Origin of the sequence: Paraprevotella xylaniphila YIT 11841 (genome assembly GCF_000205165.1) — a bacterium.
In the GTDB taxonomy this organism is placed as follows: domain Bacteria; phylum Bacteroidota; class Bacteroidia; order Bacteroidales; family Bacteroidaceae; genus Paraprevotella; species Paraprevotella xylaniphila.
In genome coordinates this window covers 27,823-39,858 of record NZ_GL883870.1, presented here as the reverse complement: position 1 = coordinate 39,858, position 12,036 = coordinate 27,823, and the positions used below count along the sequence as shown (strand labels likewise).

The window sequence follows — 12,036 nt, the reverse complement described above, 5'->3', positions numbered from 1 at the left end:
CTGTAAAAAGAAAAGTTGAAAGCCTTGTTCATAATGCGAGAATAAAGTCCTTCTCGGTTGCAGCGATGAACTTGTCCATGTCCTCAAACAGCTTCTTTTGGGTTACTCTCGCATACCGCTGCGTCATCTTCACATCCTTGTGACCGAGCATCTTGCAGATGGTCTCCATCGGCACACCAGCCTCCAGCGTAATGAGGCTGGCGAACGAGTGTCGTCCCGAATGGTAGGAATAGGTCTTGCTCGTTTCTGCCAACTTGCAGATGGTGATGAGATCGATACGAACACGATTCGTGCTCAGCAATGGGAAAAGGGTATCTCTTGCCTCGTCCTCGTATTTCGCCATCAGCTCCAACGCCTCGGGCAGGAGTTTCACCCTGGCAAGTGTTCCGGTCTTCTTACGGTTATAGATGAGCCATTTGTCGCCATCCTCCAACACCTTGACATTGGCTTTCGTGATGGAAACGGTGTCTATGAAGGCTGTTCCTGCATAGCAGGCGAAAAGAAACATGTCACGGCTAACGGATAGTCTCGGCTTGTCTTCGGGCAGTTCCACATCACGGATTTTTATGAAATCAGACATGCTGAGAGACTTGGGTGTCGTAACCCTTGGAGTGCCAACCCGATAATGGGCGAACAGCAGGTTCTTGCACAAGCCTCGCTCAAAGGCGATGCGGCACATCTTCTTGAAGAGCGACACATAGATGGTGATGGTTCCTGATGAAAAGCCTTTCTCGTCAAGCAGGTAATGGTGAAAGTCACTGATGAAAGGCTCGGTCAGCTGTCCGAAAGCCAAATCAGTCAACCTATACTTCTCCCCGATGAACTCAGCGAGATTCTTGTGAATCTTTCTGTAAGTCCAGACACTGCTCTTCGACATATCGATGCCCTCATGGGTGCTGAGTTCACTGATATGCTCGTCCACGAAGGAGAGAAGGGTGGTCTGTGTCTTGACGCTGCCCTGCAAGGCCTCCTTGACATCCTTAGCCTCGAAGTCCGTTCTCTTTTCCACAAGCACATCGAAAGCCTTTTGGATGGAAAGCAACAACTGCTCGATGTCCTTGTTGGTCTCCACGGCTTCCTTGCTCTTGCCCTCCAATCGGCTGGCACGAGGATTCCAAAGCGATGGAGTGCAAGACAACTTGCAGGAGAACTGCGCCATAGTCCTGTTCACCGTGATGCGTCCCATGATGGGAGCTTTTCCGTTCTTGTCCATTCCGCTCTTTTTTAGGTAGAGCAACACCTTGAATTTTTCGATTTTCATAACGCTTACATTTTGAGTGTGCAAATATAATCATTTTGTAAGCGTTCCTTGATACGCAAAACATTGAGAATCAGCGCAATAAAATCCGTTGATGCACAAAGTTGCCTTTCCGCATTGTTACCTGCTTTGCATAGGTAACTGTAGCTCACGATTTAGTAACTGAACTACTTCAATATTCCTCACTCGCTTGCTTTATGCCGATTTGGCAACTTTGTGCAAATCTGCTCATTCCCAACTGTTTATGTTCCAACCTCTCTTATTCTCCTTTGGCTGCTTTAGAGCTTTATGTTAAATTTTGTGTTTCATGTTTTTATTATTTTTATCCGGTTAAGTCCTACAAATTTAAAAGAAACGTCTGGAAAAAACAAAAGAAAGAAGATGTTTTTTTGGCGTTGACATTTTCTGATAATATTTGATACCGGATTTGATAATATTTGATAGCGAAAAGTTGCTTGTGTCGTTTTTGTTATTTTACTTTGTAATGCTCAGTCGTTTAAATAAAATGCAGGACTATGAAATATGTGTTTTTAGCATGGGTGCTGATGTGTGGATTGGGGTGGCCGCTCCCCATGCACGGGCAGGGAACGGCAGGTTTTGAAGGCGCGGATTCGCTTTACCGTAAAGTGGAGGGTTTCGGTGTCGGGTTGCCGCAGGAAAAGGTGTATCTCCATTTGGACAACACCTGTTATTTCCTCGGCGACACCCTTTGGTATAAAGGATATGTCATGCGTTCCGACCGGGGCACGTTGACCGACCTGAGCAAGATTCTCTACGTGGAGCTTCTCACGCCGGACGGGTATTCCGTGGAACGGCAGCAATTGGAGATGGAGGACGGCACAGCCCACGGCATGTTCGTGCTGAAGGACACGCTTTATGCCGGTTACTACGAATTGCGGGCTTATACGCGTTGGATGCTCAACTTCGGGCAGTGCGAATATCCCCATGTGCGTATTTCGGAGGATTTGTTCTACAGCAAGAAGATGGCCAAGGAGTTTTTCCGCGACTATGAGAAACTTTATTCCCGGGTGTTCCCCGTGTATGACAAACCCGGGGAAGCCGGGGATTTTGTGAAAGACATGACGTTGCGCCCCATGCGCCGTTACTATAAAACGCCGAAGAAAAAGAAACCCGAAGTGGACTTGCGTTTCTATCCCGAAGGGGGGAACCTCGTGGCCGGCACGGCTTGCCGGGTGGCCCTTGAACTGAACGGCGAGGACGGGCAGCACCTTGGCGGCATGGAGCTTTCCGTCCGGGATAAGGACGGAAAGGTGGCGGCTGTTTGCCGGACGGACGAACGCGGCCGGACGACATTCCGCCTGCCGGACGTGTCGGAGGACGCGGATTACCGTGCTACCTTCACTTACAAGGGGTATGGGTATGAGGAAGAACTTCCCGAAGTGGAGAAAGAAGGTTGTGCCTTGGCTGTCACGGTGGGCGACAGCGTGGTGGAGGCCGTGGTGCAGGCTGTCGGTGTGGATAACCCTATAGCCGTGCACGTCATGAGTGGCGGAGTGTCCCGTTTCTACCGTCCGCTTCCTGTTTCCCTTCTTTCGTCCGGGGGCGTGGATGTGGCGGACGGGGCGGCATCCGGATGCCGTACGTGCCGGATGGCCATCCCGTTGGACAGCCTTCCCACGGGAGTCAACCAACTTACGGTGTTCGATGGCAAGGGGCGCATCTACGCCGACCGGCTCTTTTTCGTCAACCATCACGACTACGGTGCCCCGGGGCTGGCCGTTTCCGGTGTCCGCCAGTCTTACGAACCTTTCGATTCCATCACCGTGCATTTGCAATTAGCCGACCCGGCGGATTCCCTGTCCAGCCTTTCCCTTGCCGTCCGCGACCGGGAAACGGAAGAGGATACGTACGACAACGGCACGATACTCACCGAAATGCTCCTTGCCAGTGAGATCAAAGGGTTTGTGGAAAATCCCGGTTATTATTTCGAATCCGATGACAGCCTCCGCCGTCAGGCCCTCGACCGGCTCATGATGGTGCAGGGGTGGCGGCGTTACAAATGGCGCGAGATGGCGGACGTGGAGCGGTTCGCGCCCGCTTGGTTGCCCGAGAAGTTCCAGACCATCGGAGGATGTGTCAACCGCTCGGAAAGGCAGAACATAGATTTCAAAAAGATCAGCAACTTGAAAAAGGAGGTGAACGTCTGGGCCATGTTCACGCAGGGGCCGGAGACTTTTGAATTGAAGCAGCAGACGAAAGACGGTTCGTTCTATATGGCCATGCCCAAGATTTACGGTGATTGCATGATGTTCCTCAGTGCGGCGAAACTGAAAAAGGATATAGGGTATGTCCGCAAAAAACGCCAGAAAGGCTTCACCGACGAGGAGGCTTGGCCGGACTATTATGTGAAGTTGGACTTGTTCCACCCCCATTTTGCGCATCCCTACAGTTTTTATCAGGACATGTCGCCGCACGACCTCGAACCGTTTGCCCACGAGGACAGCCTTGTGCGAGGTTCGTTCGACGGTCGCGTGTTGCCTTCCGTGACGGTACGGACGCGGAGGAACGGGTTGCGTCATTACGACCCGGCGAAACCGGCTGTGGTGATCGACGCGTATGATGCCTACAACATGATGGCCGACTACGGTCTGGCCGATGTGCCTTTCTATTATTTGAGCAGTCCTGCCGTGTCCACGCTCGTTTCGTTCTTGTTCGTGGGCGACATGAACAAATACCGTGATTATTTTCTTCGGACGACCTTCAACGCTTGGCCCAACCGCTTGTGGGACAAGCCTGTCATGCCGAACACGCCGACCCATCCCGTTCCCGATTGGCTGTCGCGTGGGGAATTCGAGAAATTCCGGTCGCTGAGCCTGTTGGAACGGTTCTATATTTATACGGACTATGTGCCCCGTGAAATGGGGAGTTGGAAATACCGGCAGGACAACCAACCGGAAGTCATCGTGGGGATGCAGCTCCGTCCCAACGGGGAATATTTCCCTTCTTGCCGTGACCGCCGTTACCTGTGGCACGGTTATGCCGTCTGCGACGATTTTTACAGCCCCGACTACAGTCGCCGTCCTTTGCCCGGAACGGAAGATTACCGCCGTACGCTCTTATGGATGCCCGAAGTGAAGTTTGATGCGAAGGGGAGTGCCACGGTCCGCCTTTACAACAACAGCAAGCGGACGGCAGTCAGCGTAGAGGCCGTGGGCGTTACGGACAGTGGGCGGTATATGCAATATAATAATGTGCGGTAAGGATGTAGGGGGAGTTGGATGTGGAAATGCGAAAGGGGAAAAGTCAATTCCCCTTTTTCGTTGCCATGACCAACTTGCCGGGAGGAAGCCGGAGCAATTCAAACCCCATATCCTTCAATGCTTCGTTGGCCTCATATTTTAGGGTGCTGATTTTCCGCTTGGCAGAGGAGGAACCATCGAAAAAATTCTCATGGAACACGGTGTTGAGTTCCGAAAATGAGATTTCATGTTGGGGGTGTTTTACGAGGTAGTCCAACAAGGTTACCACTTGTAAGCGGCTTTTTCGTGAAATGTTCCCCAACGTGACTTCTCGGGTATGGATGTTGACCCGTAATTTCTTGAACTCGCCTTTTTGTGCGTCCGACATCGGTGTGTCCTGTTCCGAATGCAGCTTTTTTTGGTGGTGGAAGTACCATAAGGGCATGGCGGCCGTCAGGCAGATACAGATAAAAGCAATGCCCATCCAATAGTAGGCGTGGAAGACCATGTTTTCTGAAAAATCCAAGGCTGTGGCAGACATGTTTTCATTCTTGCAATAGTCTGCCAATTCCATGCAGCGGCGGATGCTAATGCCCATTCCCGTGAGGGTGCATAAGACTAAGGCGGAAGCCAATATGATGCTTAGGTTAAATTTGTATCTAGGTTTCATGATATATGTTTATGGTAAATCGTAAACAAAATTATGATTTATTTGAATAAAATGCAAGGTGTCCGGCTCTTTTTTTTGTAGGAAAGTGCCGTCTGGAACCGTGTTTTCACCTGTTGTGTGTATGGCCGGTAGGAAAATGAAAAGAAAAAGTGCCTTTCTCGATGGCTGAAAATCAGTTGCTTGACATTTTCTGATAATATTTGATAGTTGATTTGATAATATTTGATAACGAAGTTTTGCGTTTGACGGCGATATTGCTTTACTTTGTATGGTCATCTCAAACCATGGTAAGGAAGAGGACAAGTAATTGGAGCATTGACTTAATTTTAAAAGAAAGAAAAATGAAGAAGAGTTTATTCATGAAAGTTTTGGCATTGTTGTTTGTCGGCGCAGGTGCATTGGCGTATAGCTGCTCTGGGGATGATATTTTTGAAGAGGAAGAGGATGCACGTTCGTTGGCGAAGCGGGCGATGAGTACGAGAGGGGAACATTCCGACGCTTATTGCGTGAATCCTGTTACGGCTGGCTCTTATACGGGTACTAGCTTAAGTAAAAAATGTGATGTCTCTGTTTCGTGGAACGCAGGGTATATAGGTGGAACTCAGCGTATTCCTCAGTCAGAATTAACTGTAAGTGTGTCACGTTGTAGTGAAGTTAATGCTTCTATCGTAAGTGTTGATGCAACTTGGTATGGAGGTAGTAACATTGGGGTGTTTGGTACCATAAGCTATACTTATGAAGTTTATGTAAAGTATATAGATGAATATGGGAACGAAAAATTTCGGTGGGAGAAAAGACGTGGAAGTGATAGCTATGATTTCCCACTTCATTTGAATTATATTACGCCGGAAGAGTTGGAGGAAATTCTAAAACGTTAAAGATGAATAGGAAAAAAATCTTGTGGTTGGTGGCAGCATTGCTGCCAACCACGCTATTAGGAAAAGGTGAAGTGGCCTATACGCGTTTGCAGTCTTTCTATTCCAATGCGGGGATGGTGGGCATAGACAAGGTGGTGCTGTCCGACACGGCCACGGTCATGTATTGCACGGCGAAGGGGAAAATCAATGCCTGGTTCCAATTCTCACCGTCCACGTACCTGAGCGATGAAGAGGACGCACGCTATCCCGTGAAGGGGGCTGTAGGGTTGGCGTTGGGCGAGAAATGCTATATTCCGAAAGCCGGGCTGTTGGAGTTCCGTCTGCTCTTCGAACCGATGCCGAAGGACACGAAGATATTCGACCTGATAGAAGGAACGGACAAGGATATGTTCCGCATCTATGGCATCCACGCAGCCAAGACCAAGGTGAAGATTCCGGAGGCCAAAGAAGAGATGGACGCGGAAGAGACCTCCGAGAAGATGTTCCAAAAGGGAAAGGCTGTGGTGCACGGCAAGATAGAGGAATATTCACGGGATTGGAATAAGGGGATTTTGTTCTTTGATGTCAGTTTTTTGGGACATAGGGAGATTGCCCCTTATCCCATAAATCGCCCTTGCACGGCTTTGAAGCCGGACGGGACATTCTATGCAGAACTTTCTTTGGACCATCCGGTGTGGGCGGAAATGAAGATGGAAGGTGGAAACTTGCCTGTTCCTTTCTATGTCCGTCCCGGGGATACGCTTGACATCACCGTGAAAGGGGTGCGGGAAGGTAATGTGACAGTGGACTATGCCAGTAGCCATCCGAAAGGCTGTTATGAGAACCTGTTGAAACATCAGGACGTGCCGCTCATCTGTTACGGATGGGAACGTTTGTCGGATTATGGACGGAACCTGGACACTGAATATTTCCTGAAGAATGTGGACGAGAGTGTGGCGGAAAACATGCGGCTTTGCGACTATGTGGCATGGAAGTACAAGCTTTCTCCATGGGAGACGCATCTTTTGAAGAACCGTCAAAGGTTTGAATTGACAGACCGTTATTTGTACATGGCCAGCCGGTTGTTTGAAGAAAAGGTGGAACGCCCGAGAAAAGTGCAGGTGCAAAAAGAAGATTATGCAGGTTATGATTATTCAGCCTATAAGGTGTTGAACATCCTTTCTTTGGATGATCCGTCGCTTTCTTTCTTGCCTTATAGTTTGGGGTATCCTCCGTCTATCGATATGACATATATGATGGCTTTCCTTGATATGTATGCTTTTTGGGATAATTCTTCTGAAACAGAACCTTTGGACTATGTGAAAGTAGAAATAGAAAAAGACAGCCTTCAAGTGAACCTTTTGCGCGAACTGACCGGCGCAGAGGGGACTCCTTGGGCTGTGCAAGCCTACCTCACACAAAAAATTACAGGTTTGCAAGGGGAATGGAGTGTAGGACAACGCGAAAGGTTGGTGGACTTCTTGTCTTCTTCCTATTTGACTTACCCCTACTTTAAGGAGAAAATAAAGGAATTGAACCGTTTGTCCGGGAACTCGGCCTCATGGGTCTATGAAATACCGGAAGGGGACGGTTGTCGGGAGATGAAGTCTATTTTAAATAGGTATAAAGGCCGGTATGTGCAGGTGGTTTGGCTTTCAGACCCGAATGGGGATTGGAGCTTTTGTTCCAATTCATCCGTGAAGAACATCATGGCAGATTATGAAAGTTTTCCGGACTTGCAAATCGTCGCGATAGTCAACGGGGAGGCGTATTCGGATGAAAACAGGTTCGCCCAAATAAGAAAAGAGTTGTCTGCACCAATCGTTCATATAGAAGATGGCGAAAGTTACCTCAAACTACAGGAGTTGTTCCATTTCTACAGCAGTGGCAAGCAGATGACTTTCGACCGCAACGGGTTGGTCTTCAAACAAACGCTCGACATGAAAAACGAAACGATGTTCCGTGACCGGTTCCGCCGTATATTGAAGGCGGAAAAAGAGATGCAACGATGGTAATGGAGAGAAGCAGCCAACATATCAGGGGAAGTGTTCCCGAAGGAAAGCAGGTGGCAGACGGGGCAGGCGTTTACTTTTACTTGTTCCTGTGCCTGTTTGCCGCCTGTTTCTTTCCACCGGTAAGGGGCTTTTCGGAGGAATGGCTAAGGCCGAAATGGGTCTTGGCCGAAGCCGTAGGGCTGTTGGTGCTTTTGACATTCGGGATACAGGTGCTTGTGGCCTGCAGGCATCGAGGTTCCGGACGGCGGGCTTTTGGGTGGTGGGGGCGCGTGGAAGACGCGTTTTGCGAAGCCTTAGTGGGCGTGGCTTTCTTGGAGGCCGTGTATGCGATAGTCCGGATGTTCCGGGGAGGACAAGAAGGGATGGCGGCATCCGGCACGTTCGACAATCCTGCCGGGTTGGCTTTCTGCCTTTGCGCCGCTTTGCCGTTCCATGCCTGTTTGTGGCAAAGGTGCCCGGGAAGGCTTTGGTTCCGTTCTGCCCTTGCCGTATGTGCTTTGGTCATCTTGACAGCCATATTATGCACGGGTTCCCGTACCGGATGGATATGTTTGGCATTGTATGCAGCCTTGTGGTTGCAAAAACAGTGGCAAGGTCATCGTATGATGAAACTGACGATTCTGGCGGTGTTGGCTGTTGGTCTGGCCTGGGGCATTTCGGTGGTCAAGACGGATTCCACCAACGGACGCCGTTTCATATTGGAACGTTCATGGGAACTGGTGCAGGCACGGCCTTTTGCCGGATATGGCCCCGGCGGTTTCCTGCGGGAGTATATGCCCCGGCAAGCCGACTACTTCAAGGCGCATGCCGATAGCGGACATGCGTGGTTGGCCAGTGAGGTGTACCATCCGTTGAACGAGTTCGTATGGGTATGGATTGAGTTCGGTTTGCCGGGCGTATTATTGACATTGGGGGCTTTGGCTTGGCTTTTGTCCGGATTGTTCCGGAGGCGCGACATCTTTTCCCGCATGTTGGCTGTTTCTTTGTGTGCATGCGTCGTTTTTGCCCTGTTTTCCTATCCGTTGAAATATCCGTTGGCTTCGGTGATAGGGATAGCGGCCGTGGGACGTATGTGTAGCGGTATGCTTGGACGAGGCAGGATGAATGGGAAATGTTGGCGTTGGGTTGGCATGGCCGGAATTGTGGTAGCGGTCGTGGCGTTGATAAAGGTGTCCGTTGCCTATTCTTATGAATATGAATGGAGCCGGGTGGCTCGTCAGGCCTTGCGCGGGCATTCGCGTGAAATGATGCCCCGGTATGCGGAATTGTACGGGCATTACCGCCATGACGCTTCTTTCCTGTATAATTATGCCGCCGAACAGTTTTATGCCGGGCGTTATGAGGAGGCGTTGTCGACGGCAAGGGAATGCCGGGCGTTATGGCCCTCGTATAACTTGTCCCTCCTGACCGGGGACATTTGCCGGGCGGCCGGGAAATATGGAGAAGCCGTGCGACATTATGAACAGGCCCATTGGATGTGCCCCGTCAGGTTTGCGCCTTTGGAGGGACTGTATTACGCATACAAGTCCGGAAGACAGACGGATAGGGCGGATTCTGTGGCAGACGTGGTAGCCCGGAAAAGGATAAAGGTGGATTCTCCGGACGTGCAACGGATTAAAAAGGAAATATTGGAGGATGTGCGGCACGGCGAAAAGACGGTGCCGCGAGACGGAATGATGAAAAAGCTATGAAACTTATGAAGATAAGAAAACCGGTTGTTGGGAAGATGGCGGTTACGGCAGTCATCGTGATAGTTGCGGTTGGGGTTTATGCCGTCTGGGGTTCGAGGCGTTCGGAAAGGGTACATGTCCGCGAAATGGCTTTGGCTGAAAATCCCGGTTTGAAGGGGATATTGGAATTATATCAGGAAGATTCGTTGAAATACGAGGCGGCTTTGTTCCTGATAGACAATATGGCATATTACCAAGGGGCTGACAGTGGGGAGTTGGAGTCCATGTACAAGGCATACGATATATTCAGCACGGGACGTTACACGTACCGGCAGGCGTTGGATTCGGCGGAAAGGTTGTGCGGAAAGCCCAAAAACGTGCAGCAGATACGATGGAAAGCGGACGTGGACATGGAACCCGGCTTTTTGGTTTCCAATATAGAATGGGCCTTCAAGGTATGGAGGGAACAGCCGTGGGGCAAAAACGTTTCGTTCGAGCAATTCTGTGAGTATATACTGCCTTACCGCATAGGAAACGAGGAATTGGTTCCGTGGCGGGAAAAATTGTATTACCAGTTCATGCCTATTATCGAGAAGTATAAGGATGACCCTCAAATAGAGAACCCCACATTTGCCGCCCACATTGTTTTGGACAGCCTGCTCCGGGCACCTTTCCATTTCACGGGCGAAATGGCGACGAGCGTGCGTATCGGTCCGAGGATAGCGGACTGGAGGGGCGGAAGTTGTCTGGACTTGTGCGACATGTTGGTATACATTTACAGGGCGTTGGGAATCCCTTGCGGCATAGAGGAACTTCCGATGCGTGGTAACAACAACGCGCCCCATTACTGGAACTTCTTGGTGGACCAACATGGACAGACTTGGTATTTTTCCATGTTTTATTGGTGGCACCGTTTGCTGAAAGCCGAAGTCTATGACGATGTGTATGGAAAAGTGTTCAGGCAACGGTTCAGCCTGAACCGTGCCATGACGGATTCGTTGCAGTTGCCGTTGGACAGTGTGCATCCTGTATTCCGCTATCCATTCTTCGAGGATGTCACCCGTCTGTATGCCACGGACAAGGCTTTTACTTTATCCGTTGGGAAACGGCATCTCGTCCGGCACGTGAAAAGGGGTGAGGTCGTTTACATTTGCATGTCCGACCGCTATGCTTGGAAACCTGTGGGATGGACAAGGTATGACGGCTCCAATGCTGTCTTTAAGGATTGCCACGGAGGTACCATTTACTGTCTGGCGGTTTATGACGCGGCTCATGACAAATTGGATCCGGTGTCTTCACCTTTCAGCGTAGGGAAGGAGAACGGGAAAATGGAGTTTTATGAGGCACGGGAAGAAACGGAAGATGTCGTTCTGCTGAGCAAATTCGGAATGCTTGGGGAGTTCTTTTTGGGACGGATGGTCAATGGGGTGTTTGAGGGCAGCAATTCGCCTTCTTTCAAACAAAAAGACACGTTGCTCCTGATTCGTGAGATTCCGGGCAGGCTTTGCACAATGGTAAAAACAGATTCCTCCAAAGCATACCGTTATGTGAGGTATTACGGTCCGGCAGGTGGTTATGGGAATATCTCCGAGGCCGGGTTCTATTCGTCTGCCAATGACACGGTGCCGTTGGCCGGAAAAGTCTTGGGTCCGGAAGACGGTGCGGCAGGCGACCATTCTTATTTCAATGTGTTCGACGGGCATACGGACACATCGTATGATTATCCTTTCGCCGACGGGGGATGGGCCGGACTCGACCTTGGCGAGCGAAAGCATATAGGGAAGATTGTCTATACACCCCGTAATCGGGATAATTTTGTCTGTAAGGGGGATTTGTATGAGCTTTGGGTTTGCCGGGAGGGGAAATGGAGGCCGTTTGCCCGGCAAACAGCCACGTCAGACTCTTTACTTTTCAAGGGTGTGCCGAAACATGCGCTTTTGTTACTCCGCGACTTGAGTAGGGGAGAAGCGGAACGGTTGTTCGAGTATAAGGATGGCAAACAGGTGTATTGGTAAGCAGGAAGAGGATGAAAACACTCCCTGCCGGCATGTCTTTACCGGCAGGGAGTGACCCTTTCCTTAAGGAAATATTCTTATGAACGTTTGCTGCCGTCGGGATTGTAAAACAGAATGAGGTCCATCGGTTCACGATCCAATTCAATACGGTAATAGATACCTGTGTCCGTTCCGTTGGGATATTCAATGCGGTCCACATCGTCCTCACGAGGATTGAACGTGTAACCTTCTTGTGTGAAGCTGTTGACTACGGCTTCAGGAACTGATGTCCATGCCATATCCTCAAACTCTGTGAACAGCCATTGGTAATTCGTATCTACATGCATGTCCACTTCTGCGTTGTTCAGCCAC

The 12,036-nt window shown here is 50.1% G+C and carries 7 protein-coding genes and 1 pseudogene; 5 read left to right on the top strand and 3 right to left on the bottom strand.

Annotated elements, in window-relative coordinates:
* Window positions 1–28: 28 nt before the first annotated feature.
* Window positions 29–1,261, bottom strand: coding sequence for a site-specific integrase (locus tag HMPREF9442_RS11235; protein ID WP_008628590.1), 1,233 nt, complete (start codon window positions 1,259–1,261; stop codon window positions 29–31).
* 512 nt (window positions 1,262–1,773) lie between these two features.
* Here HMPREF9442_RS11235 and HMPREF9442_RS11230 point away from each other — a divergent pair.
* A complete protein-coding gene (locus HMPREF9442_RS11230; protein WP_008628588.1) occupies window positions 1,774–4,479 on the top strand; it encodes a hypothetical protein in 2,706 nt (901 codons plus the stop codon).
* A 43-nt stretch (window positions 4,480–4,522) separates the two neighbouring features.
* On the opposite strand, the gene HMPREF9442_RS11225 is transcribed toward HMPREF9442_RS11230, so the two are convergent.
* Window positions 4,523–5,128 carry a hypothetical protein gene (locus tag HMPREF9442_RS11225; protein WP_050795527.1) on the bottom strand — a complete coding sequence of 202 codons (606 nt, stop codon included), beginning with the start codon at window positions 5,126–5,128 and terminating at the stop codon, window positions 4,523–4,525.
* A 341-nt stretch (window positions 5,129–5,469) separates the two neighbouring features.
* Here HMPREF9442_RS11225 and HMPREF9442_RS16545 point away from each other — a divergent pair, with 341 nt between their 5' ends.
* The 4 genes from HMPREF9442_RS16545 to HMPREF9442_RS11205 are packed head-to-tail and all read left to right on the top strand — an operon-like array spanning window position 5,470 to window position 11,685.
* The gene (locus tag HMPREF9442_RS16545; protein ID WP_187118530.1) at window positions 5,470–6,006 is read left to right on the top strand and encodes a hypothetical protein; all 537 of its coding nucleotides are present in this window, start codon (window positions 5,470–5,472) and stop codon (window positions 6,004–6,006) included.
* A 2-nt stretch (window positions 6,007–6,008) separates the two neighbouring features.
* Entirely contained in the window at window positions 6,009–8,000 is a 1,992-nt protein-coding gene (locus tag HMPREF9442_RS11215; protein ID WP_008628572.1) for a hypothetical protein, read from the top strand.
* Window positions 7,994–9,691: an O-antigen ligase family protein gene (locus tag HMPREF9442_RS11210; RefSeq protein WP_008628571.1), complete on the top strand. Its 1,698-nt coding sequence runs from the start codon at window positions 7,994–7,996 to the stop codon at window positions 9,689–9,691. Before HMPREF9442_RS11215 ends, HMPREF9442_RS11210 begins: the two co-directional genes overlap by 7 nt.
* Window positions 9,692–9,696: 5 nt before the next feature.
* On the top strand, window positions 9,697–11,685 hold the full coding sequence (locus HMPREF9442_RS11205; protein ID WP_253271106.1) for a hypothetical protein: 1,989 nt from the start codon (window positions 9,697–9,699) through the stop codon (window positions 11,683–11,685).
* A gap of 77 nt (window positions 11,686–11,762) precedes the next feature.
* Here the strand turns inward: HMPREF9442_RS11205 and HMPREF9442_RS16270 are convergent.
* Window positions 11,763–12,036: pseudogene (locus tag HMPREF9442_RS16270) on the bottom strand (PepSY-like domain-containing protein); the annotation flags it as partial.